This is a genomic window from Stenotrophomonas sp. Iso1 (assembly GCF_027497995.1).
Classification (GTDB): Bacteria; Pseudomonadota; Gammaproteobacteria; order Xanthomonadales; family Xanthomonadaceae; genus Stenotrophomonas.
On record NZ_JAODBT010000001.1, the window covers coordinates 67,471 to 90,744 of the forward strand.

Consider the following 23,274-nt stretch of genomic DNA (forward strand, 5'->3'; position numbering starts at 1 on the left):
CGCAGCGCGACAATGACGGCCTCGGCATGGTGTAACGCGCGATGCCGTGACATCAGCTCTGTAACGCAGAGAGACGCTGCATAGCTGGACAAAGCGAAAATCCGTCATTGCGAGCGAGTGCTCCGGCGTAGCGGTAAGCCTGTATGCAATGCGGCGTCGTGCATCGCTGTGATTTCATCGGGAAGGCCGCTGCCAGGCATGGTTCGACACCCAAACGTGGTTCTTGCAGCTGTGGACAAGTCGTTTGACGCGCTGCATGGGCTGTGCACCCTCATGACGTAGAAGATGGTGATGCGGCGCGTTGCACTTGCCGAACTACAGGCTCCCGTCTGGTAAATTCCCCGATTGGCGTGGGTGATGCTTTGGGTAGCTGCGCAAATTATCCACAGCTTTTTCACTTATCCACAGTTGACCGCGCTCGGTTCATCGATGCGTCTTGTGTATTGGTACGCATCCGCGCAAGAACACGGGTTGATGCACCGTGTTCCTCAGTCAGGTACTCCGGTGCCCTGCCCCACCACTGTGCTGCTGCATCACTCAGCTTGCCGGGCTGTCGGCCTGGCTGATGAGTTTCAGATATTCGGTGATGGTGGTTTCCATGCCCTCATACAGCGCTTCGCTGATCAGCGCGTGGCCGATGGATACCTCCAGGACGTCGGGGACGTGCGACAGGAAGTGGTAGAGATTGGCCTGTGACAGATCATGGCCGGCGTTGACGCCCAAACCGGCGGCCTGCGCACGACGTGCGGCGGTGACGAACGGCGCTGGCGCCTGTTCCAGGTTGCCGTTGGCGAAGGCTTCGGCATACGGGCCTGTGTATAACTCGATACGGTCAGCGCCGAGTACGGCCGCCTGCGCGATGTCGGCATTGTCGGCATCAACGAACAAGCTGACGCGGCAGCCATAACTCTTCAATTCCGCGATCAATGGGCGCAGACGTTCGCCATCGCGCGCGAAATCGAACCCGTGATCGGACGTCAGCTGACCGTCGCTATCGGGCACCAGCGTGACCTGCGCGGGACGCGTTTGCTCGCACAGTTGCAGCAGGCCGGGATAACCCTCGCGCGGCGGTGCGAACGGGTTGCCTTCGATGTTGAACTCGACGCCATGCTGGCGCGTGAGTTCGGACAATGCGAACACATCATCCGCACGAATATGGCGTTGATCCGGGCGAGGGTGCACGGTGATGCCGTGGGCGCCTGCGCGCAAGCAGGTCATCGCCGCACGCACGACATCCGGATCGGTGCCACCGCGCGAGTTGCGCAGCACGGCGATCTTGTTGACGTTGACGCTGAGGCTGGTCATGGCTGTGCCGGGTCATTCTTTGCGGTTGAGGTTTCTTGTGCCGGCTGCTGTGGTGCGCTCTGGCCGCGGAGTTGGTCACGCAGTGCCTGCAACTCGGCCGGATGCAACGGCCGTGGTGCATCACTGACCACGCCACCGACGCGGGCAGCAAACAGGCCTTTTATCCACAGCACCGCGAACAACAGTGAGGCGAACAACGACAGCACCAACAACCACATCTGTGTTGTCGAAATGGCGAGTACGAACGCACCGAGCGAGAGCAACAGAAACAGCCAGTACATGGACACGACCTCCCCGTAGAGGGATGCAGTGTAACGGCGCTGGGCGTTGCTGTTCCACGTGTTATGGCGCCTTTTCGAGGTTATCCAGACGTTCGGGCATGGGTGTATTTGGGTCTGCGCCGTTTGCCTGCCGAACCGCTACCGCTGGTCGGCCACGGCTGTGAATAACTTTGTTCTCGACGGGCGCTAGAGGCGGAGCGGAGGTGGGGAACGCGGACCAAGACCAGCACGGAAGCCGCTGAGAAAGCCGGCTGCAGAAACGGATATTGAACCGCTGCTTTGGCGCACCCTACTCCCGCGCTTGGGATCCGCACGACTCGGCGATTGGCAACACCGTATGCCCACGTGCCGCAAGGGAGAACCGGACAACCTGAGTAGCTCCTTCTGTGACGAAGCACGGCCTCCATCAGGTTTCGCAGGTGCCCTTACCTGCAGCTTCATGCGGGTGTGGGCAGTGGATAACGTTGTTTACGAGATGGGAACGCCGGCCAAATTTTTGAAAAGTTGCCCACAGGACGTTGTGGATATTTTCAGTGGACAGCGCGGAGTGTCAGGGACGGGTTGCCGAAACGTGCTCACGCTGCGGCGGCTCTCTGTGGATAGCCATTGCCGGCAAGCCGGCAATGGAAAGCAGAGCGCGGGCCTGCAAAGCTGGTTATCCACAGGAACTTGTGGGTATCTGCAATACGCCGCGTGACGGCACCGTTCGGGTCCACCGAGCTGTCGCCTGCTCAGCGATTTCATGCGGCGATTCGATCGAGCGCTGCTGCAGAAAGGAGCGCGGAATGGGTTCAATTCAATTATTTGTCCACAGGCAACTGTGGATATCCCCGCTGCTTTGCATGGCTGCACCGTTCCAATCGCGGGAACGAGGCTCTGGTGCGCGTTGGGCCTGAACGCGTCACGGGGTAACTTGATTCAGCCGGAAACTTATCCACAGGTGGTTGTGGGCAACGGCATGCCCCCAATCCTGCGGGCCCCATCAGAGCAGTGGCGATGCCAGGCGGGCGAAGGCCTCGGGCAGGCGCTCACGCCACAGCGGGCGATGACGGTTCAACCGCACCTCGGTGGCGCTGTTGAACTCCTCACGAAGGATGGCCTCAAGCTCCGAGGTCAGCTTGCGGTCGTTGTACATCATGGACAGTTCGAAATTGAGCCGGAAGCTGCGGTGGTCGAAATTGGCAGTACCGACAATGCAGGTGCGGTCATCGGCAATGAAGGCTTTGCTGTGCAGCATGCGTGGGCCGTATTCGTAGATGCGCACGCCGGCTTCCAGCAGTTCGTCGAAATACGAGCGCGCGGCCAAGGTGACGAACCTGGAATCACTCTGCTTGGGCACCATCAGGCGTGTGTCCAACCCGCCGAGCGCGGCCGAGGTCAGCGCCATGCGTGCGGCTTCACCGGGCACGAAGTACGGAGTGACCAGCCACACCCGGCGTTTGGCCTCCTGGATGGCGGCCACATGCAGTCGATGAATGGCTTCCCATGCCGAATCCGGCCCGGAAATCAGTACCTGCGCCTGGATGCCGCCCTGGCTGCGGGTGGGAACGTTGGGCGGGAACAGGTCACTGCGCTGGAAGGCGCTGTCGGTTTGCCCGGTGGCGTAGATCCAATCTTCCAGGAACACCAATTGCAGGCTGTGCACGACATGGCCGCGAATGCGCATGTGCAGGTCGCGATAGGCGTTGCGGTTACGGCTGTCGTCTTCTTCGTCGGTGACGTTGATGCCGCCGGTGAACGCCACCTCGCCGTCCACCACCACCAGTTTGCGATGGGTGCGCAGGTTCAACCACGGGCGCTTGAACGGTTTGAGCAGCTGCCGTGGATGGAACCAGGCCACCTCGCCACCGGCCTCCAGCAGTGGCTGCAGGAAGCGTTTGCGGATGCTGGAAGAACCCACCGCATCAAGCAGCAGCCGCACCTTTACCCCGGCGCGTGCGCGCTCAACCAGCGCGTCACGCATGGCGGTGCCGGCGTGGTCGGGCTCGAAGATGTAGTACTCCAGATTCACGTGGCGCCTGGCCTGGCCAATGGCTTCGATGATGGCGGCGTAAGTCGCCGCGCCATCCACCAGCCAGTCGACATCGGTGGCCGTGCTGGGCGCCAGCCCGGTGGTGGCCTGGCCCACTCGCGCCAGTTCGGTGCAGCGGTCGTCGGGGGGGCACAGGGTTTCGTAGGTGCTCATGCCCTCGCGGGAGCGGCCACGGCGCAGGCGCTGGCGCACGATTTTCTGCGGCCCGAACACGTAAAACACGAACAGGCCGATGTAGGGCAACGCCGCCAGTGACAATATCCAGCTGAGCGTGGCTACCGGCTCGCGCTTCTGCAGCACGATATAGCAGGCCAGCACCAGCAGATAGGCGACATAGGCAACGGCCAGGATCTGGGCCAGGTAGGGAATGTCGGTGAGGGTGGTCCAGAGGACGTGCAGGGCTTCGCGCATCCGTCGATTCTAGCCATCGCCGGCGACGATGCGTGCGGGGGACAAGATTGTGGACAACTTTCCGGGCTGGCCGTGCCGGGCGCTGAATTTGCTGGGTGTCCGGCCAGAAGGCTGCGGCTACCTCAAGCACAAGGCCGGCTGAAGCCTTCTTCGGATGAATACGGCCCGTCGCGGTATCTGCGACCAGCGCGCGGTAGCGTAGGCCGATGCCTACACCGATCAAGGGCCGCGGTGCCACCAGCCACCTCGCCGGCCGTTTTGAAACCCAGATAGCCGAAGCCGTCGACGACGGCTGGTCGGTGGACGAGAGCGAGGAGTTTGCCGAACCGCGCCTGCGTACCGACGTGCGCCCGGAAACCGCGCGCAGCATCATCAGCCGCAACAATTCGCCGGATGTGGGCTTCAGCCAATCGGTCAATCCCTACCGGGGCTGCGAGCATGGTTGCTCTTACTGTTTCGCGCGCCCCACGCACGCCTATCTCAACCTGTCGCCGGGGCTGGATTTCGAAACCAAGATTTTCGCCAAGACCAACGCGGCTGAGGTATTGCGTCGCGAGCTGGCGAAACCGGGCTACGTGCCGCAGCCGATCGCGCTGGGCATCAACACCGATGCCTACCAGCCCATCGAACGCAAGCTGGGTATCACCCGCCAGTTGATTGAAGTGATGCAGGAAACCCGGCATCCGTTTTCCTTGATTACCAAGAATGCATTGGTTGAACGCGACATCGACCTGCTGGCGCCACTGGCCGCGCAGCAGCTGGTAAGCGTGCATTTCTCGGTGACCTCGCTGGACCCGCATTTGTCGGCGAAGCTGGAACCGCGTGCCTCCGCACCACATGCCAGATTGCGTGCGATGCGCCGGCTGAGCGATGCCGGCATACCGGTAGGCGTGATGGTGGCGCCGGTGATTCCGTGGATCAACGACGCGGAGTTGGAAGCCGTGCTGGAAGCGTCGCGCGATGCCGGTGCCAGTAGCGCTGGATACGTACTGCTGCGCTTGCCGTATGAGGTGGCGCCGCTGTTCCGTGATTGGCTGCAGGCACATTATCCACAGCGCGCCGACCACGTGATGAGCACCATCAATCAACTGCGCGGCGGCAAGGATTACGACAGCCAGTTTGGCAAGCGCATGCGCGGTGAAGGGGCGTATGCGGATCTGTTGTCCAACCGCTTCAAACTCGCAAGCAAGCGACTGGGATTCAACGCATCGCGCCAGCAATGGCCCTGGTTGGATTGCAGCAAATTCGTCGCACCGTTGCCGCCGAAAAAGCCTTCGTTGCAGGGCGAGTTGTTCTAAGCAGACGGGACGCAGAAGCGTCGCCACGAAGACTGTCGACGGTTTACACCGGGTCGTTTATTGGCCGTGCTGTTGTTTGCTTGTGGGTTGATGGATGGGGCCGGCAGAGCAGCGCCCGGCGCTCAGAGTGAAAAACGCTCAGGTTTGATCATCAGAGTGGAGCAACAGCTGCGGATTGCTGATTCCGGTGTCCGTGTCCAAGGTCAACACCAGTGTCTTCGGTTGCCTCGACAGCACCAGGCGTGGGCGAGGCTTGAACCTCACATGATGCGTAGCCAGCGACAGATAGGTTTCAGGCGCGGCCACGCGAACTTGGTGGCCGTCATCGGTGGCACCGATCAGGGTATCGCCCCAGCGGTTTGCTCGCTCCGGCTCGAGGTAATACGCGACTGCGCCATCGGGCGACGTAACCCAGGCCATCGCATCTCCGGTGTCGACCTGATCGGGCGGCGCATCGAGCCAGACGGTCATGTTGACCATGTCGTAGGCAGGCAGACCCTGGGGTGGCAACACGGCGAAGCTGCCGTCGGGCTGTGGATGAATTTCCACCGGAAAACGGCCCGAAATTACGGGTTTGGTGAGCGCATCGTATTCCCTCAGCGCTTCATCGAGTTGCGGCAGTGTGCCGCGCGTGACGAGGATCAAACCGTGGGCAGGCTTGAAGGCCGTGTTGTTGGGAGCCGGCAGGGAACGTCCCTCCTGGCATCCATTGGTGAGGATCAGCGCAATCAGCAGGAACGGTCGTGCCAGGCGCATACGGTGTGATCCCCCTGATAAAAAGAGTGCATGTCTATTAGACAGCTTGGCCATACAACCGCTGCGCCGACTGAAACAAAATCCAACTGGTCGCAATGAACTTGTCCCCAGTCTGCGGGCGATTGCCGCGATGGGTATGGGTGAACGCCGTGGGGGCGATCAATAAGCTACCGGTGCATGGCACGATCTTCCGCTGCTGAAACAGGAACTCGGTTTCGCCCTCGTCGAAGTCGTCATTGAGGTAGAGCGTCCACAACAGGTGGCGGTGCAGGGTCTCGCCGCCGGGATCACGCGGGAACAACTCGCAGTGCCAATACGGATAGCCACCCTCGCCTGCCGTATACCACTGCAGGTTGATTGCGGCCGGGCGCAGGCAGGTACGCGCCAGTTCGATCAATGCGGCATCGTCCATGGTGGGGAAATCTTCAGCGGCCAGCCGTCGTGGTTGGCCATCGGTGCCTTCCACCTGCAGCATCAATGGCGAGATCAGTACCTGTGGATAACGGCGTAGATAACGCAGCACGCCGCTGAATACAGCCTGCTGCAGACGTTGTTCAACCTCGCGCCATGCCTCGTTGCCGCTGATGCGTAGATCGCGGCTGCGCTTGAGCTCCGGATATACGCCGCCGCCGACCTGGCCCGCTTGCAGCTGGCTGCTCTGGCGCAGGCGCTGCACGATGGAGGCGCAGTCGTCGGCTGACAGTGCCTGTTCGTAGACCTCGATGAAATCCACACCGCTCATGGTGTCGCCTCGGCCAGACGCGAAGAATGCGAGGCCACCATCAGCCAATGCCCATCGCGCTGTACCCACACGCGGGTGAAACGGAAACGGCCTTCCCAGGGTTTTCCGTCACTGACCGCCGCCTGCACGCTGGTGCCGGTGATGAGGGTGGTGTCGCCATAGCGGCGGATCTGTACGTCTTCGTTGTCGATGCGGGTATTGCGGCGTTGGCGCGTGGCCAGTTCCTGCAGGTAGTCGGCCTTGTGCTGGACGCGGCCGTCGGAGTGGGTGAGCAGCCAGTCCTCGGCCAGCAGCGGCGCCAGCGTTTGCGTGTCGCCCTGTAGGCGCAGGCGGTTCCAGTCGGCGTCGGCTTGTTCCAGGGTCAGAGGGCTTTGCGCCCAGACCAGAGAGGGAGCCAGCAACAGCAGTACGACAGTCAACAGGCGCATCGGCAGGTTCTCGCAGAAACTTGCCGCCGATGGTGGCGTGAATAGCTACGGCTGTGTAGTGCCGTGGCGTGCTCGACGTGGGAGCGCTCGGGTTGTAATGGCCAAGCAAAGAGCGCCCTCACCCCAACCCCTCTTCCGCTGTGGTGGGAGAGGGGTTTGAGCAGAAGCGGCAGCGATCAGGCTTTGGCGTCGTGCTCGCGGTGGTAACGGGTGGCTTCGGCCACTTCGTTCTTCGAACCGAGGAACACCGGCACGCGCTGATGCAGTTGGTCCGGGGCGATGTCGAGGATGCGTTCACGGCCGTTGGTGGCGGCGCCGCCGGCTTGTTCGACCAGCAGCGACATCGGATTGGCTTCGTACATCAGGCGCAGCTTGCCGGCCTTGGACGGATCCTTCTTGTCCCACGGGTAGATGAAGATGCCGCCGCGGGTCAGGATGCGGTGCACGTCGGCCACCATTGAAGCGATCCAGCGCATGTTGAAATTCTTGCCGCGTGCGCCTTCCTTGCCGGCCAGCAGGTCGGTCACATAACCCTGCATCGGCGCTTCCCAATGGCGCTGGTTGGACATGTTGATGGCGAACTCCTGCGTGTCCGCCGGCACCTGCATGCCGCGCTGGGTCAGCACGAACTCGCCGGTTTCACGATCCAGAGTGAAAGCGTGGGTGCCGTGGCCTACGGTCAGCACCAGCATCGTGCTTGGCCCGTAGATGCAGTAACCGGCCGCCACCTGCTGGGTGCCGGGCTGCAGAAAGTGTTCATCCCCAGGGTTATCCACACCCTTGGGGGCGCGCAGTACCGAGAAAATGGTGCCCACCGAGACGTTCACGTCGATGTTGGAGCTGCCGTCCAACGGGTCGAACAACAGCAGGAAATCACCCTGTGGATATTCCGACGGCACGCGCTGGCTGTGGTCCATTTCCTCCGATGCGCAGGCGGCCAGATGGCCACCCCAGGCGTTGGCTTCGAGCAGGATCTCGTTGGAGATCACGTCCAGCTTCTTCTGTGCCTCGCCCTGCACGTTGCCGGTGCCGGCGTCGCCGAGCACGCCGCCCAGAGCGCCCTTGCTCACAGCGATCGAGATGCTGGTGCAGGCACGGGCTACAACGGCCACCAGTTGGCGCAGGTCAGCGTTGATGCGCTGGGCATGCTGTTCTTCGATCAGGAAGCGGGTCAGCGACGTACGGGACATGGACGGGAGCTACCTTCAGACGAAAGGGGCGCTATTGTCGCGGGTTGTCCGTTTTTTTACGAGCCGATGACCTTGGTTTGTCCTGTTTTGGACAGGAAGGGTCATGCGGATTTGCGATATTCGTTGCGCATGGCGCGGTTTTTATCCACAGGCGCGCCAGCGTGGCCGAAGCAGTGAGGCATCTCGGGGCAGGTGTTGTGGATAACTCGTCTGGCCAGGAGGGACAAGGCGGGGCCTGCGTTGCATGCCGGGTGCCTGAGCGACGGGCGGGATGACCCGGAAAGGGTGATGAGGCGGATATCCACAGGCGGCTGTGAGTAAGTGAAAAGCGCGCTCCCCAACCCACTCCTCCGCTTGCGACGCGAGGGAGAGGTGCTTTGCAGCTTTATCCACAACCTGGCCCGCACACCCGATGTCAGCCTCGAAAACGTAGAAGCCCGGGTTTCCCCGGGCTTCCATGCACAACGGCGCTACAACCAATCAGCCGCGGCTGACGTCGTAAACCGCCTTGGCCACGTAATCCAGGTTGTTCTGGCTCAGTGCGGCCACGCAGATGCGGCCGGTGCCGACGGCGTAGATGCCGTAGTCGTCACGCAGCGTGTCCACCTGTGCCTTGCTCAGGCCGGAGTAGGAGAACATGCCGGCCTGCTGCTGGATGAAGCCGAATTCCGGCGCGCCCAGGGCGGCCAGCTTCTGCACCATGCCGGCACGCAAGGCGTGGATGCGCTCGCGCATTTCGGTCAGCTCGGCTTCCCACACGCCACGCAGCTCGGCGCTGCCCAGCACGCCGGCCACCAGTGCCGCGCCATGGGTGGACGGGCTGGAGTAGATGGTGCGGATGATGCGTTTGACCTGCGACTGCACTGCCTTGGTCGAAGCGGCGTCCGGGCCCACCACCGACAGCGCACCCACGCGCTCGCCGTACAGCGAGAACGACTTGGAGTACGAGTTGGCGACGATGAAGCTGTCGATGCCTGCCTCGGCAATGATGCGCACGGCCTGGCCGTCCTGCTCGATGCCCTTGTCGAAGCCCTGGTAGGCCATGTCGATGAAGGGGAACAGCTGGCGATCCTTCAGCAGCGCGGCAACCTGCTTCCACTGCTCGGTGCTCAGATCGGCGCCGGTCGGGTTGTGGCAGCAGGCGTGCAGCAGCACGATCGAACCGGGCTGCAGCTTCTGCAGGTCGGCCAGCATGCCGGCGAAATCCAGGCCGTGGCTGGCGTTGTCGTAGTACGCGTAATCGACAACATCAAAGCCGGCGGCGCCGAATACGGCGCGGTGGTTTTCCCAGCTGGGGTTGCTGATGGCGATGGTGGCATGCGGCAGCAGGCGCTTGAGCAGGTCGGCACCGATGCGCAGCGCACCGCTGCCGCCGATGGTCTGCGAGGTGGCCACGCGGCCAGCGGCCAGCAGGTCAGAACCTTCGCCGAACACCAGTTTCTGGGTGGCCAGGGTGTAGGCCGGCAGGCCGTCGATGGGCAGGTAACCACGCGGTTTGCCTTCGGCCACCAACTGCTGCTCGTACTGTTTAACGGCGCGCAGCAGCGGAATACGGCCGCTCTCGTCGTAGTAGATGCCAACGCCAAGATTGACCTTGGTCGGGCGGCTGTCAGCGTTGTAAGCCTCGGTCAGACCCAGAATCGGGTCGCCAGGAACCTGTTCGACGTTTGCAAAGAAGGACACGGCGGTACTCGTATCAGTGGCGGGGAGTGGGGGGTGTTCGGCGCGGAAGGTACAAGCGGCGGCCAGAACCGCAACATCGTAGCAGGGCTGGACGCCGGTAGCCGCAGGGGTTTCAGGTGGAACTTCGGCAGCGGGCCCGATGCGGCTGTCACGCCGTTTCGGTGATCATGGCGCGATGGGAACATGTAAACGCTTTTTCACGATGTTGGGGCTATTGCTGGCCCTGCCGGTGCAGGCCGCTGAGCCCGCACCCGCCACGTTGGGCGCGGTGCAGGTGCAGGCCGCCAAGGTGCGCGCGGTGGCCGACTTCGACCTGCCCGCCTCCACCACCACGGTAGAAACCGATGGCAATGGCCGGGGCGCACTGATATCCGAGGCATTGAGCGGTGTGCCGGGCTTGCTGGCACGTGAGCGGCAGAACTATGCACAGGACACCCAACTGTCGATCCGCGGCTTTGGTGCGCGTTCCACCTTTGGCGTGCGCGGCGTGCGGCTGCTGGTGGATGGCATCCCGGCGACCATGCCCGATGGTCAAGGCCAGCTGTCCCACTTCAACCTGATGGGCGCCGAGCGGGTGGACGTGCTGCGTGGGCCGTTCTCGGCGCTGTACGGCAATTCCTCCGGTGGCGTGTTGCAGCTGTGGAGCGCTGACGGCCAGCACGGCGATCCGTGGCGGCTGCGCACCACCTACGGCAGCAACAACAGCGTCAGCACCGGTGTGCAGCTCAAGGGCCAGGCGGCGGCCATGCACTACAACGTGGCGGCCAACCACTTCCGCACCGATGGTTGGCGCGACCACAGCGCGGCGCGGCGCGAATCACTCACTGCCCGCCTGGGGTTCGACCTGGCCCCGGGCCAGCGTCTGGATCTGTTGATCAACGCTTTTGATGCGCCGCATGCGCAGGACCCGCTGGGCCTGAGCCGCGAGCAGGTGCGCGCCGATCCGCGTCAGGCCACGGCGGTGGCCGGCCAGTACAACACCCGCAAATCGGTGCGACAGATGCAGGCCGGCGCGGTTTACACGATCGACCGTGAGCGGCAGACCTGGCGCCTGATGGGCTACGCCGGACAGCGCGCGGTCGAGCAATTCCTGGCCATTCCGCCCGGGCCGCAGAACAGCCCCCTGCACTCTGGCGGCGTGATCGACCTGGACAGCGACTATGGCGGCATCGACGCGCGCTGGGCCTGGCATGGCGCATTGGCGGGCAAGCCGCTGGAGCTGGTGATGGGCGCCAATGCCGATCGCCAGCAACAGCACCGCACCGGCTACGAGAATTTTGTCGGCGACACGCTTGGCATCAAGGGCCGCCTGCGTCGCAACCAGCGTGACCGGGTGGAGAACATTGATCAGTTCGCGCAGGCCTGGTGGCAGTTCAGGCCGCGCTGGTCGGCGCTGGTGGGTGCGCGGCACAGCCAGGTGCGGTTCCGCTCCGACGATCGCTACATCACTGCCGGCAATCCGGATGACAGCGGACGCCGTGATTATTCAGCGACCACGCCGGTGGCAGGCCTGGTGTTCCGCATCAATGACGACCTGCGCTTGTACGCTTCGGCGGGGCGTGGTTTTGAAACGCCCACCTTCAACGAGCTGGGCTACCGAGCTGACAGTGGCGCGGGACTGGCGCTGGATCTGTCGCCGGCACTGAGCCGCAACTACGAAATCGGTGGCAAATGGCGGACGCAGAGCGGTGCGCGGTTGGAACTGGCGGTGTTCCGGGCTGATACCGACGACGAACTGGCCGTGGCCCGCAACAGTGGTGGCCGCAGCAGCTACCGCAACATCGGTGCCACCCGCCGCCAGGGCGTGGAACTGGGGTGGTGGCAGCCACTGGCCCACGACCAGCACCTGCAGTTGGCATGGACCTGGCTGCAGGCCACCGTGCGTGAGGGCTACCTGACCTGCACCGGCCTGCCCTCCCCGTGCGCAGTGCCGCTCAATCCGGTCACGCCCGGTACGCGTCTGCCGGGCGTGCCACGCCACCAATTGAGCGCGCGCTGGCAATGGCAGCCGGGGCCGTGGCAATGGGCAGCGGAAGTCGTCGCCGCCAGTGATATCGGCGTCAGTGACCTGGGTGACCACCGCGCACCCGGCTACGGCCTGTTGAATCTGGAGGCGGCGCGTGAATGGCCCACCGCACGCGGTCCGCTGCGGGTGTTCGCGCGTGTGGATAACCTGCTGGACCAGCGCTACATCGGCTCGGTCATCGTCAACGACGGCAACCAGCGCTACTACGAGCCAGGCCCGGATCGTGGTTATTCGTTGGGGTTGCAGTGGGCGTGGTGACGCGCGACCAGTGAGTGAAGCGGTCTGAGCAGTAAGAAACGGCAACGGCTGCTTCGTTTTTTCCCGGTTCTCCGCAAAGGGTTTCACTGATGTGTAACGGGCGTATCACAGCCAGCTGACGGGTGCGGGGGTAACTGTGTCCCCCCCACAGAGAGGTTCGTGCCATGTTCCGCCTCGACCGTACCGAAAACCGGGCCCCGCCCCCGCTGTTCAGTGCCGACCCCACCGTGACGCGGCGTGGCCGCTTGAACCGCAGCAAGCATGATGCGGGCGAAGTTGCACAGGACTTCGTGCAGTACAGCCTGGACGACTATGCGCGCCGACGGCGCGGTGCCCAGCGTTGGCGTGATCTGCAGCCGGCGTACGCCTTTGCCTTGGTGACCCATGCTGCGGATTGGCCGCGCGGCAATGCCGGTACCGAAGTTGAACTGGCCGAGCACTGGGAGCAATCACGCGGTGAATCACGGTTGCGCTGGGAACAGGTGCGCGGGGTGATCGAGGATGCGTGGCTGGCATTGGACCGCATGCCGATTGCCGCGGTGCATGTGCGGTAGCAGCGCGGGTAGCAACGGCGATTTCCAGCAGCATCTGCTCTCTCTTGGCATTGCCAAAGAGAGGAGTGATTTTGCACGGGCTGTCAGGTCACGTTGAAAGCTGCTTGAGTACTCTCCCCTTGGCATCGCCAAAGGGAGAGTGGGTAGGCGTAAGCCGTCGTGGCTTGCAGTGCCTGAGTACTTAGATCAAGCACTCAGATCGAGCACCACGCGGCCTTCAATCTGGCCGGCATGCATGCGGGTGAACACATCGTTGATGTTCTCCAGCTTGTCGGTGCTGACGGTGGCGGCAACCTTGCCTTCTGCGGCGAACTGCAGTGATTCCTGCAGGTCCAGACGCGTGCCGACGATCGACCCGCGCACGGTGATGCCGTTGAGCACCATGCCGAAGATATCCAGCGGGAAATCACCCGGCGGCAGACCATTGAGTGACACGGTGCCGCCACGCCGCACCATGCCCAGTGCCTGCTCGAATGCCTTGGGCGATACCGCCGTGACCAGCGCGCCATGTGCGCCACCAATTTCCCTCTTCAGGAACGCGGCCGGGTCGGTGTTGCGCGCATTGACGGTGACGGTGGCGCCCAGGCGTTTGGCCAGCTCAAGCTTGCTGTCGTCGATATCCACCGCTGCCACGTTCAGGCCCATCGCCTTGGCGTACTGCACCGCCATGTGGCCCAGGCCACCGATGCCGGAAATCACCACCCAGTCGCCGGGTTTGGTGTCGGTGACCTTCAAGCCCTTGTAGACGGTGACGCCAGCGCAAAGGATGGGCGCGATTTCGACAAAGCCCACTTCCTTGGGCAGATGGCCGACGTAATTGGCATTGGCCAACGCGTACTCGGCGAAGCCACCGTTCACCGAATAGCCGCTGTTCTGCTGCGCCTCGCACAGCGTTTCCCAGCCGCCCAGGCAGTGTTCGCAATAGCCGCACGCCGAATACAGCCACGGAATGCCGACACGGTCGCCTTCCTTGATGTGGGTGACGCCCGCCCCTACCGCGACCACATGGCCGACGCCTTCGTGGCCAGGAATGAAGGGTGGATTGGGCTTGACCGGCCAATCGCCCTCTACCGCGTGCAGATCGGTGTGGCACACGCCACAGGCTTCGATCTTGACCAGAATGTCGCCCGCAGCCGGACGTGGAACCACCACTTCTTCGATGACCAAGGGTTTTCCGAACTCGCGTACGACAGCGGCCTTCATGGTTCTGTTCATGCTTGCATCTCCCTTTACGACGTGGAATTCCACTCTGGCACCGGCCAGCGGGCGGTGCCTTGATCGTCATCAAACGGCGCGCGGTTCAGAACAAACCCAACTGCCTGAGGGAATCGCGGACCTGAGGGTTCCTGAGATGCCGAATGCTGGTAGCCGCCCCATGCCGGCTGTGCCGGACAGGCGTTGAGATCGCACGGGGTCCATGCCGGTGCCCCTGTATGCCACGGCCCATGCGGCACAGGCGTGAAGCATCTCGGCTCCCGCGCCCAGCCGCCCCCTTGCCTTCGGCAAAAGGAGGGGGATGTACTTGGCCTGTCGGAATCGGTTTGTGTCCCGCCTTCTTCACCAAGCGAAGGGGGAGCGTCGGCGAGAAGTGAGCTACGAACGGGCTGGTAAATCAACCGCGCCCTACCCCACCGGCACAATCAACTTGGCAACACCGCCGCCTCGCGCGCCAGGTGTTCGATCTTGGTCCAATCGCGCGCCTGCAGCAGGTCGCGCGTGGTCAACCACGAGCCGCCCACGCACAACACATTGGGCAAGTGCAGGAACTGCGATGCGGTCTGCGCGCTGATGCCGCCGGTCGGGCAGAAACGCACATCGCCGAACGGGCCATTCCATGCCGACAACATTGCGGCGCCACCGGCCTGTACCGCCGGAAAGAACTTGAACGTATCCAGCCCGTATTCCAGGCCACGCATCAACTCGGACGACGTTGCCACACCCGGCAGAAACGGCAGGTCGGCATCGCGTGCGGCGGCGTAGAGCCGGTCGGTTGCACCCGGCGATACGGCGAAGCGGCCACCGGCGGCTTTCAGCTGTTCCAGCTGCCGCGCATCGAGCACGGTGCCGGCACCGACCACGGCATCGGGTACCGCGTCGACCATCGCCTTGATCGCTTCCATCGCATTGGGAGTGCGCAGCGTCACTTCGATCACCGGCAGGCCGCCGCGGAACAGCGCGTGTGCTACCTGCACGGCGTCGTCAATGTTGTCAGGGGTGAACACCGGAATCACCGGTGCCAGTTTGAGCACTGCGCGTACGCGCGGATCAGCGCCGGACATCGAACTTTCCTTCGCCCATCAGGGCCATCACGTCGGCCACGCCGACTGGGTTGAAATCACCGGGAATGGAATGCTTCAGGCAGCCTGCAGCCAGGCCGAAGCGAATGGTGGTGTCGGCATCAAGGCCTTCGATCAGGCCATGCAGCACGCCAGCGGCAAATGCATCGCCACCGCCGATACGGTCGACGATATCGGTCAGCGCTTCCTGTGGTGCAACTGCGCGGGTGCCGTCGCGGCCCAGCAGCATTGCCCCCAGCGAATGATGGCCCACGCTGTGCGTCGTGCGTTGTGTGCAGGTCATGTACTGCAGGCGTGGGAATGCCGCGAACGCCATGACGGCGGCAGCGTCCACGCGTGCCTGCACGTCGGCCTGTGCGAACTCGCCGCCCAGCACCACACCGATGTCGCGGTAGTCGGCAAAGACGATGTGCGCGCAATCAAACAGATCGCGCAGGATCGCCTTGGCGTCCCCACCCCACCGCTCCCATAACTTGGGACGGAAGTTGCCATCGAACGAGACCTTGATGCCCAGCGCGCATGCCGCCCGCGCCGCTGCCAATGTCGCCTGTGCCGCTTCCGGCCCCAGCGCCGGGCTCACCCCGGACAGGTGCAGCCATTGCGCGCCCTGCAGCAGCGCCGGCCAGTCGTAGCTGTCGGCACGCGCGCTGGCGAACGCGGAGTCGGCACGGTCGTAGACCACCTCGCTGGGGCGATGCCCGGCGCCGGTGGTCAGGAAGTACAGGCCCATGCGGCCATCGGTGCGGCGGACGCGGCCGGTATCCACGCCATGCCGGCGCAGCTCGCCGGTTACCGCAGCACCGAGCGGGTTGTCGGCCACCACGCTGACCATCGCCACATCGTGGCCAAAGTGCGCCAGTGATACGCCGACATTGGCTTCGGCGCCGCCGGCATGCACATCAAGGGAAGGGCTCTGCAGCAGCAGCTGGTTGCCAGGGGCGCCCAGTCGCAGCAACAGCTCGCCAAAACAGACAATGCGGGTGGAACTCATCAGGACTCCTGCTCACCGTCGATCCGGCCGGCATGATGGCATGACCGTTTGACTAGCGGTGTCATTCGAGGCCGCTTTGTCCCCTTCAGGTCGCCCGATTGCCCCGGAATGTCCTTTGGACAAGGCTTTTCAGCGTGTTTATGCCCTGCTGCACTGCAAGATGCTCCCCTTTCACGCAGCTGATACTTTTCGTTTTGACTAGCGGTGTCATCCGCCATCAGCACCATATTTCAACAGTCGATTCGCACATCAGCCGCACATACCAAACAATCGATTCGCATGTAGACCTTGGAGAGGGGAAGCATATGTATCCACGTAACACGCAGAAAAAGACACCGGTTACCTTGCTGGCGTTGGGCATCAGTCTGGCCCTGCAGGCAGGCACGGTTGCCGCCCAGGATGCCGGCGCCGCCGCCACCCAGCTGGACGCTGTGACCGTCACTGGCTACCGCGCCAGCGTCGAGAAGGCGCTGGATATCAAGCGGGGCGAAGCCGGCGTGGTGGACGCCATCGTCGCCGAAGACATCGGCAAGTTCCCGGACAGCAACCTGGCCGAATCGCTGCAGCGCATCCCCGGCGTGGTGATCACCCGTGATGGCGGCGAAGGCCGCAACATTTCGGTGCGTGGCCTGGGCCCGGATTTCACCCGCGTGCGCATCAATGGTCTGGAAGCACTGAGCACGGTTGGCAGCAGCGACGGGCAGGGCGGCACCAATCGTGGTCGCGGCTTTGACTTCAACGTGTTTGCCTCGGACCTGTTCACCCAGCTGATCGCGCGCAAGACCGCTTCGGCCGATGTGGAAGAAGGTTCGCTCGGTGCCACGGTCGACCTGCGCACCGCGCGCCCGTTCGACTATGACGGCCTGACCATCGTCGGCAACGTGCAGGCCGGCTATAACGATGCCTCGCAGGCAGCGATGCCGCGCTTTGCCGGTTTGATTTCCAACAGCTGGGCCGATGGCAAGTTCGGCGCCTTGTTGTCGGTGGCGTATTCCGAGCGTGAAACGGTGGAAGAGGGTACCGGTACCGTACGTTGGGCCGGCGGCACCACAAACGGTGGCTTCAACGCTGCTTCACCGTTCAAGGACGCATTGCGTTCGGATGTCTACGCGCCGCGCTTCCCGCGCTATACGCTGATGGAGCACGACCAGAAGCGCCTCGGCGTGACCGGCGCGCTGCAGTTCAAGCCCAGCGACCGCACCACCTTCAGCCTGGATGCGCTGTACTCCAAGATCGACGCCAAGCGCGACGAGAAGTACATCGAAGCCAACGGCCTGAGCAAATCCGATGCACTCGGCAAGCGGGAAATCCTGGTCAACGACGGTGAAGTGCGCGATGGCGCGCTGGTCTACGCGCAGATGGACAACGTCGACATCCGCGCCGAGAACCGCCACGACGAGTGGACCACCGAGTTCTACCAGATCAGTCTGGACGGCGAGCACAAGCTGACCGACAACTTCACCATCACCGGCAAGGTGGGTACCTCGCGCTCCAAGCACGACAACCCGATCCAGGCCACGGTCATGATGGACAAGCTCAACGTGGACGGCTACAGCTACGACTACCGTGGCAACGCCAACAAGCCAGTGTTCAATTACGGCATTGACCCCACCGATCCCAACGGCTGGACGCTGTCCACCATCCGCCTGCGCCAGAACTACGTCACCAACGATTTCGACAACGGCCAGCTGGAGTTCTCGTGGGTGATGGGCCCGTCTTTCACGCTGGAAGGCGGCGTGCAGGCCAAGAACTTCAGCTTCGATTCGATGGAGCGCCGCCGCGTCGGCAACGAAACCACCGTGCCGACCTTCAACGGCAGCAAGATCGTGCCGGTCAACATGACCCAGCTGGCCAGCCTTGGCGGCATGTCCGGCTCGCCCGGCAAGTGGGTGGTGCCGAACTTCAACGGCATTGCCAATGAGTTCGACATCCTCAGTGGCGAAGGCATTTACGCATTGGCCGACTACGCTGCCAGCATCCGCAGTGTGGAAGAGCAGGACCGCAGCGGCTGGTTGATGGGCAAGTTCGGCTTTGATATCGGCTCGGTGCCGGTGTCGGGCAACATCGGCGCGCGCTACGTCAAGACCAAGCAGACCTCCACCGGTGTGGCCTCGGCCAGCGGTACGCCGGTGACCACGACGGTGAGCCGTGAGTACAACGACTTCCTGCCGGCGCTGAACCTGGTGGCGGAGATTACCCCGGACTTCCTGATCCGATTTGGCGCGGCCAAGGTGATGTCGCGCCCGGGCCTGGGCAGCCTGACCCCGGGCGTCACGGTCAGCGTCAGCGGCAGTGCCAAGACGGTCAGTGGCGGCAACCCGCTGCTGGATCCGGTGCGTGCCAAGACCGCCGATCTGGGCTTTGAGTGGTATTTCGAGGAAGGCGCGATGCTCGGCGTCGGCCTGTTCTACAAGGACATCGAAAGCTTCATCCAGAACACCCGCGAAACCCGTCCGTATTCGAGCAGCGGCCTGCCGGCCAGCCTGCTGGACAACCTCAATGCAGGTGTTGGCGACGACTTCGTGTTCAGCACCCCGGTCAACACCCCCGGCGGTGATCTCACCGGTGTGGAGTTCAACTACACACAGCCGTTCACCTTCCTGCCGGGCAAGTGGTCGAACTTCGGCACCCAGCTGAACTACACCTACGTGGAATCCAAGATCCAGTACGTGACCGGCGCGGGCGTCATGGCGCAGAAGACTGACCTCACCGGGCTGTCCAAGAACGCCTGGAACGCGACGTTGTTCTACGAAGGCGAAAGCTGGTCTGGTCGCATCTCGGCCACCAACCGCGACGATTACCTGATCCAGGTGCCGGGCACCGAAGCCGGGTTCGACAGCGCCGGCAAGGGTGTCCACGGCCAGACCGGTACCACCTTCCTGGATGCGTCCATTCGCTATCGCATCAGCGACCAGCTGGAAATCAGCCTGGAAGGCGCCAACCTGACCAACGAAGCACAGGAATCGTGGGTATCCAATCCGTCGGTATCGCTGCCGCTGGAATACAGCGAGACCGGCCGTCAGTACACGCTGGGCCTGCGTTACAAGTTCTGATGCGGTAAATCTGCCCCGGCGCAATGCCGGGGCAGGGCAATGATGGTGCGACGCAGAATGTGAAGACGCGTTGGCGTCGCTAACTTGGCCCACCACGTGCGGAACAGACCAATCCCGCACGTCTCCAAGAGACGCACGATGTCACGACGTTCCTACCGTTCCACGCTTCGCCCCCTGATTTTGGCTTCTGCGCTGCTGGCGGCTCTCCCTGCGGCAGCGCAGAGCCCTTTCCCGCAGCTGCTGTTCCGCGTCTCCGCTGAGCAGGGCTTCGTCGCCGATCATGCGCAGGGTGATCCTGTGCCCAACTTCCAGGACAAAGTGAGCCTGGTGGATGACGGCGCGCACGGCCGCGCCATCCAATGGCAGGACGATGGCGTGCTGTCGTGGAATGCACCGGGCAACATCCAGGCCGAACGCGGCACGCTGTCGTTCTTCTGGCGCTCGCGCTATGCGGTGGGTGAAACGCCCTTCGTGATCTTCCGCGTTGGTTATGCCGACCACAGCAGCTGGGACATGGCGTGGCTGCGCATCGACTGGAACGGCCATGGCTTTGATGCCTTCGTCACCGACGCCAATCTCGCGCGCACCCGTGTCTCATTCAAGCTGGACAAGACGCCGACACCGGAGCAATGGCAGCACATTGCGTTTGCCTGGGATGAAGACAAGGGCGTGACGCTGTTTGTTGATGGCAAGGACGTGGCGCGCGCTGAAACCACCGGCGACTACGATGCCGCGCTCGACCAACTGGGCTTAGCCGGGCGAGTGATGGCGCCGTACCAGGTGCAGAGCCGCTACAACTTCCTGCGCGGCAGTGACTTCGACGAGATCCGCGTCTACGACCGCATGCTGGATGGCGCAGCGGTGGCCGCACTGGCCCGCAATGCCGCGCCGCGCAGCGGTGAGCGTGCTGTCGCCTCGCAACGCGCGTGGTGGCACCGCTATGGCTGGGAAGGCGCAGCACCGCCGGTACTGTCCACGCCGGTGACGACGGTTCGCAAGGTCGAGTTCGGCGACGTCAAGGACAAAAAGCAGTGGATGTGGAAGGGCACCGACGGCATCGCTGAAACCACGTGGCCGGGCGTCTACAACCGCTCACGTCTGGCCGGCCGCAACGATTACCTGCAGTTGCCGGACTGGAATACCTATGTCGAAGGTGGTCAGCATCTGGACCTGACCATTCCTGACAACGAACGCATCAACCGCATCGAGATCCGTGGTGCGGCATTCGGCACGCTCGATGGCAGTAACGGCACGCTGTTCACCCGGCCCAAGGGCGTGGTGCGCAGTGTGGATAACGTTGCCGAACAACAGGGCGGCACGTTGCGCTTCAGCAACACCGAGCAGGAGACACCGATCCAGGAAATCTGGGGCTACCACGTCAGCGATGCGGCCGAGCCGGAAGGAACGGTCAAGCAACGCTATCTGATCGACAGCAAGGTGTTGCCCGACTACACCAACATCGCCACGTTGCGCGATTACATCAATGGCCGTTTCGCGCCCAGCGAGCGCAGCGTGGTGATGGCCTTGCCCAAGGGCGCCGGCTCCCGCACGCGTGCGGCCGATTCGCTGCCAACCACGCCACTGCCGATCGTGCACGTGTTGATTCCCTCGGGCGTGGGCGATGCACCGGCGGCACAACCGTTGATCCGCAGCTGGGCCTACAGCTGGGAGAACATGCACGACGGTCTGGATGGTGTGGCCATCGACCTGCCCGCGCTCGATTTGCCCGCCACGCATGACGGCCTGATCCCGCTGAACATCCGCATCAAAGACCCGATCTGGCCGGCGCGCGACATGATTGACGTGTCGGTTTCGGTGAAGCCAGGCGAAGCACGCACGCTGTGGCTGGATGTGCGTGACCGCATTCTGACTGCGGACAGCCTGTGGTTGTCGATTGCCTCGGCGGCACCGGGTTTCAATGCCGCATCGCTGGATGGCGCGGAAGTGCGGCTGGTATTCAAGGACCGCAAGGAAGCCATCAAGGAGCACGTCGCCGACCGCTTCAACCAGGTACGTGACAACTGGGGTTTCCTGGTTGAAGAACACACCACTTCCAAGCGACAGGGCTTGTATGCGCGCGTCTATGCCGACCTCAGCGACCTGCTGCGGGTTGACCCCGACCACGCGCTGGGCCGGTTGTACTGGAACTACATCAGCTACAACAGCCAGGGAAAACCGCCGTTCACCGCACCGCAGGCACCCAAAGGCGTGCCCGCGTGGGCGTTCAACCAACTGGAAGATCTGAAGCAGGTCCGTCGCTTCGTTGATTGGTGGATTGACGAGCGGCAGGTCGACTACGGTGATTTTGGCGGTGGCATTTCTGACGATTCGGATCTGGTGCAGCAGTGGCCTGGTCTTGCATTGATGGGTGTGCAACCGGAGCGCTTGAATGCTTCGCTGACGGCGCTGTCCGATGCGGTCTACAAGAACGGCATGTTCTCAAACGGCCTGAGCACCATCGAGACCGATGAGCTGCACGCGTACGAGGAGGGCATCAATGCCAACAGCGCGATGCTCTACCTCAACTGGGGCGACCCGCTCACCGTCGAGCGCCTGATGGAAACGGTGAAGGCGTTCGATGAGCGCATCATCCTGCCCAATCCGCAGGGGCATCTGTTGTTCTCCAGCAACTGGTACGGCGGCAACAAGGTGTACCGCGAGCCGAACTGGCAATGGCAGAAGCCGTACTCGTTCCCGGCCCTGCACCCGGCATTCCTGATGGGCGAGTACAACGCCGATCCGACGGGCCGCAAGCTGGTCACCGGCCTGGCCGATGGCTACCTGGCCCACGCCTACACCGACGACAAGGGCCGCTGGACATTGCCCAACGAGATCAACTGGGCAACCGGAAAAACACGCGGTGGCGAGTTGAACCAAGGTTCGGGCAGTGGCGACATCATGCATATGTTCTGGGCGGCTTGGCGCTGGAGCGGTGACGACACGTACCTCAAGGCGTTGGACTACCGCGTGGTGCGTGGCGGCCCCGGCGTGCTGTCCAATCTTGGCGAGAACTACATCGACGTGCTCGGCAGACAGCAGGACTGGGGCCAACAGTTGATTGCCGATGCCGACAAGGGCGGTGGTGGCTTTGCCAACATCACCGCATGGCAGATGACCGGCGACATGAAATACCTGCAGCAACTGCATGCCGACGGCATCCAGGCCAAGGCGCAGCGCGAATACATGAACACCGAAGGCCATTGGTGGAGTGATCGCGTTGAAGCACCCAGCGAATTTCTGCAGCGCGTGCGACTGGGCGGCATCGCCCTCAAGCGTAACCAGAGCTGGCCGGGCCATACCGTGAGTTGGCAGTTTGCACAGCCCGGTGGTGCCGAGCAGGTCGCATTGGCCGTGCATGCGCCTTCGCGTGAACGCTTCAAGGTCATCGCCTACAACGTTGGCAGCACCCCGCAGGACGCAACGCTGACTGGCTGGAATGTCGCGGCTGGCACGTGGCGCGTCAGCAGCGGCGTGGACCGCGATGGCGATGGCGTGATCGACGGCACGCCGGTAGTGCGCGACGTGGCGTTGGAGAAAAGCGTCGGCACGGTGTTGCGCTTTGCGCCGAAGCAGACGCAGGTATTCGAGTTCGAATTGGTGACGCCGGGAGTGCCGGTGGAGACGCGCGCGGATCTGGGAATCGGCCGGGGTGATCTGCGGGTGGAAGGTGAGCGTTTAACGTTAATGGTTCACAGCCTGGGTCACGTCGCCACGGCTGCGGGTTACGCCGTGTTGGAAGATGCGCGCGGCCGTGAAGTGGCACGTGTTGCGATTCCTGCATTGGACGCACCGTTGGATCTGCAGCCACGAACCACGCAGGTGGAACTGACGTTGCCTGCGGGCTTCAAGCGAGATGGCGCGCACGTGCGGGTGATGCAGGAAGGCGAGGGCAGTGAAGTGACGCTGCGGAACAACCGCTTGCCGTTGAACTGAGCCAAGTCACGGAACCGCCCCTCCCTTTCGTGCAGA

The 23,274-nt window shown here is 63.1% G+C and carries 16 protein-coding genes; 5 read left to right on the forward strand and 11 right to left on the reverse strand.

Translation table 11 applies throughout. The features are described from left to right. Positions 1-537: 537 nt before the first annotated feature. The 3 genes from PAN08_RS00260 to cls all read right to left on the reverse strand — a co-directional run bounded on the left by PAN08_RS00260 (position 538) and on the right by cls (position 4,029). A complete protein-coding gene (locus tag PAN08_RS00260) occupies positions 538-1,305 on the reverse strand; it encodes a pyridoxine 5'-phosphate synthase (protein WP_269789555.1) in 768 nt (255 codons plus the stop codon). After that, positions 1,302-1,586, reverse strand: a complete 285-nt coding sequence (locus PAN08_RS00265) for a hypothetical protein (protein ID WP_269789556.1) — start codon at positions 1,584-1,586, stop codon at positions 1,302-1,304. Before PAN08_RS00265 ends, PAN08_RS00260 begins: the two co-directional genes overlap by 4 nt. Before the next feature lie 982 nt (positions 1,587-2,568). Beyond that, on the reverse strand, positions 2,569-4,029 hold the full coding sequence (cls, locus tag PAN08_RS00270; RefSeq protein WP_269789557.1) for a cardiolipin synthase: 1,461 nt from the start codon (positions 4,027-4,029) through the stop codon (positions 2,569-2,571). A gap of 206 nt (positions 4,030-4,235) precedes the next feature. Here cls and PAN08_RS00275 point away from each other — a divergent pair, with 206 nt between their 5' ends. Beyond that, the gene (locus tag PAN08_RS00275; RefSeq protein ID WP_269789558.1) at positions 4,236-5,327 is read left to right on the forward strand and encodes a PA0069 family radical SAM protein; all 1,092 of its coding nucleotides are present in this window, start codon (positions 4,236-4,238) and stop codon (positions 5,325-5,327) included. A gap of 138 nt (positions 5,328-5,465) precedes the next feature. Here PAN08_RS00275 and PAN08_RS00280 read toward each other — a convergent pair whose 3' ends face one another. The 5 genes from PAN08_RS00280 to PAN08_RS00300 all read right to left on the reverse strand — a co-directional run bounded on the left by PAN08_RS00280 (position 5,466) and on the right by PAN08_RS00300 (position 10,126). After that, complete coding sequence (locus tag PAN08_RS00280; protein ID WP_269789559.1) at positions 5,466-6,083, reverse strand: hypothetical protein; 618 nt, start codon at positions 6,081-6,083, stop codon at positions 5,466-5,468. A gap of 37 nt (positions 6,084-6,120) precedes the next feature. Continuing rightward, the gene (locus tag PAN08_RS00285; protein ID WP_269789560.1) at positions 6,121-6,825 is read right to left on the reverse strand and encodes a 2OG-Fe(II) oxygenase; all 705 of its coding nucleotides are present in this window, start codon (positions 6,823-6,825) and stop codon (positions 6,121-6,123) included. Further along, complete coding sequence (locus PAN08_RS00290; protein ID WP_269789561.1) at positions 6,822-7,253, reverse strand: nuclear transport factor 2 family protein; 432 nt, start codon at positions 7,251-7,253, stop codon at positions 6,822-6,824. The genes PAN08_RS00285 and PAN08_RS00290 overlap by 4 nt, the downstream gene beginning before the upstream one ends. A 176-nt stretch (positions 7,254-7,429) precedes the next feature. Continuing rightward, positions 7,430-8,443: a class 1 fructose-bisphosphatase gene (locus PAN08_RS00295; protein ID WP_269789562.1), complete on the reverse strand. Its 1,014-nt coding sequence runs from the start codon at positions 8,441-8,443 to the stop codon at positions 7,430-7,432. A 480-nt stretch (positions 8,444-8,923) separates the two neighbouring features. Then, positions 8,924-10,126 (reverse strand): amino acid aminotransferase, encoded by a 1,203-nt coding sequence (locus PAN08_RS00300; RefSeq protein ID WP_269789563.1) that lies wholly within the window; start codon positions 10,124-10,126, stop codon positions 8,924-8,926. Positions 10,127-10,328: 202 nt separating this feature from the next. Here PAN08_RS00300 and PAN08_RS00305 point away from each other — a divergent pair, with 202 nt between their 5' ends. Beyond that, the gene (locus PAN08_RS00305; RefSeq protein ID WP_269789564.1) at positions 10,329-12,410 is read left to right on the forward strand and encodes a TonB-dependent receptor; all 2,082 of its coding nucleotides are present in this window, start codon (positions 10,329-10,331) and stop codon (positions 12,408-12,410) included. Between the two features lie 164 nt (positions 12,411-12,574). Continuing rightward, positions 12,575-12,964: a hypothetical protein gene (locus PAN08_RS00310; RefSeq protein WP_332840078.1), complete on the forward strand. Its 390-nt coding sequence runs from the start codon at positions 12,575-12,577 to the stop codon at positions 12,962-12,964. 186 nt (positions 12,965-13,150) lie between these two features. Here PAN08_RS00310 and adhP read toward each other — a convergent pair whose 3' ends face one another. The 3 genes from adhP to PAN08_RS00325 form a co-directional block, all read right to left on the reverse strand. Beyond that, positions 13,151-14,179 (reverse strand): alcohol dehydrogenase AdhP, encoded by a 1,029-nt coding sequence (gene adhP, locus PAN08_RS00315; RefSeq protein WP_269789565.1) that lies wholly within the window; start codon positions 14,177-14,179, stop codon positions 13,151-13,153. Positions 14,180-14,604: 425 nt separating this feature from the next. Further along, complete coding sequence (gene eda, locus PAN08_RS00320; protein ID WP_269789566.1) at positions 14,605-15,243, reverse strand: bifunctional 4-hydroxy-2-oxoglutarate aldolase/2-dehydro-3-deoxy-phosphogluconate aldolase; 639 nt, start codon at positions 15,241-15,243, stop codon at positions 14,605-14,607. Continuing rightward, entirely contained in the window at positions 15,230-16,252 is a 1,023-nt protein-coding gene (locus PAN08_RS00325) for a sugar kinase (RefSeq protein ID WP_269789567.1), read from the reverse strand. The genes eda and PAN08_RS00325 overlap by 14 nt, the downstream gene beginning before the upstream one ends. Before the next feature lie 305 nt (positions 16,253-16,557). Here PAN08_RS00325 and PAN08_RS00330 point away from each other — a divergent pair, with 305 nt between their 5' ends. Continuing rightward, positions 16,558-19,305, forward strand: coding sequence for a TonB-dependent receptor (locus PAN08_RS00330; protein ID WP_269789568.1), 2,748 nt, complete (start codon positions 16,558-16,560; stop codon positions 19,303-19,305). Between the two features lie 138 nt (positions 19,306-19,443). Continuing rightward, positions 19,444-23,238: a LamG-like jellyroll fold domain-containing protein gene (locus PAN08_RS00335; protein ID WP_269789569.1), complete on the forward strand. Its 3,795-nt coding sequence runs from the start codon at positions 19,444-19,446 to the stop codon at positions 23,236-23,238. Positions 23,239-23,274 lie beyond the last annotated feature (36 nt).

Excerpts from the sequence above, each read along its gene's own strand:
- PAN08_RS00285 (WP_269789560.1), bottom strand. The coding sequence starts at position 6,825 with ATGAGCGGTGTGGATTTCATCGAGGTCTACGAACAGGCACTGTCAGCC.
- PAN08_RS00295 (WP_269789562.1), bottom strand. The coding sequence starts at position 8,443 with ATGTCCCGTACGTCGCTGACCCGCTTCCTGATCGAAGAACAGCATGCC.
- PAN08_RS00330 (WP_269789568.1), top strand. The coding sequence starts at position 16,558 with ATGTATCCACGTAACACGCAGAAAAAGACACCGGTTACCTTGCTGGCG.
- eda (WP_269789566.1), bottom strand. The coding sequence starts at position 15,243 with ATGTCCGGCGCTGATCCGCGCGTACGCGCAGTGCTCAAACTGGCACCG.
- cls (WP_269789557.1), bottom strand. The coding sequence starts at position 4,029 with ATGCGCGAAGCCCTGCACGTCCTCTGGACCACCCTCACCGACATTCCC.
- PAN08_RS00325 (WP_269789567.1), bottom strand. The coding sequence starts at position 16,252 with ATGAGTTCCACCCGCATTGTCTGTTTTGGCGAGCTGTTGCTGCGACTG.
- PAN08_RS00260 (WP_269789555.1), bottom strand. The coding sequence starts at position 1,305 with ATGACCAGCCTCAGCGTCAACGTCAACAAGATCGCCGTGCTGCGCAAC.
- PAN08_RS00290 (WP_269789561.1), bottom strand. The coding sequence starts at position 7,253 with ATGCGCCTGTTGACTGTCGTACTGCTGTTGCTGGCTCCCTCTCTGGTC.
- PAN08_RS00280 (WP_269789559.1), bottom strand. The coding sequence starts at position 6,083 with ATGCGCCTGGCACGACCGTTCCTGCTGATTGCGCTGATCCTCACCAAT.
- PAN08_RS00335 (WP_269789569.1), top strand. The coding sequence starts at position 19,444 with ATGTCACGACGTTCCTACCGTTCCACGCTTCGCCCCCTGATTTTGGCT.
- PAN08_RS00305 (WP_269789564.1), top strand. The coding sequence starts at position 10,329 with ATGTTGGGGCTATTGCTGGCCCTGCCGGTGCAGGCCGCTGAGCCCGCA.
- PAN08_RS00310 (WP_332840078.1), top strand. The coding sequence starts at position 12,575 with ATGTTCCGCCTCGACCGTACCGAAAACCGGGCCCCGCCCCCGCTGTTC.
- PAN08_RS00265 (WP_269789556.1), bottom strand. The coding sequence starts at position 1,586 with ATGTACTGGCTGTTTCTGTTGCTCTCGCTCGGTGCGTTCGTACTCGCC.
- PAN08_RS00275 (WP_269789558.1), top strand. The coding sequence starts at position 4,236 with ATGCCTACACCGATCAAGGGCCGCGGTGCCACCAGCCACCTCGCCGGC.
- adhP (WP_269789565.1), bottom strand. The coding sequence starts at position 14,179 with ATGAACAGAACCATGAAGGCCGCTGTCGTACGCGAGTTCGGAAAACCC.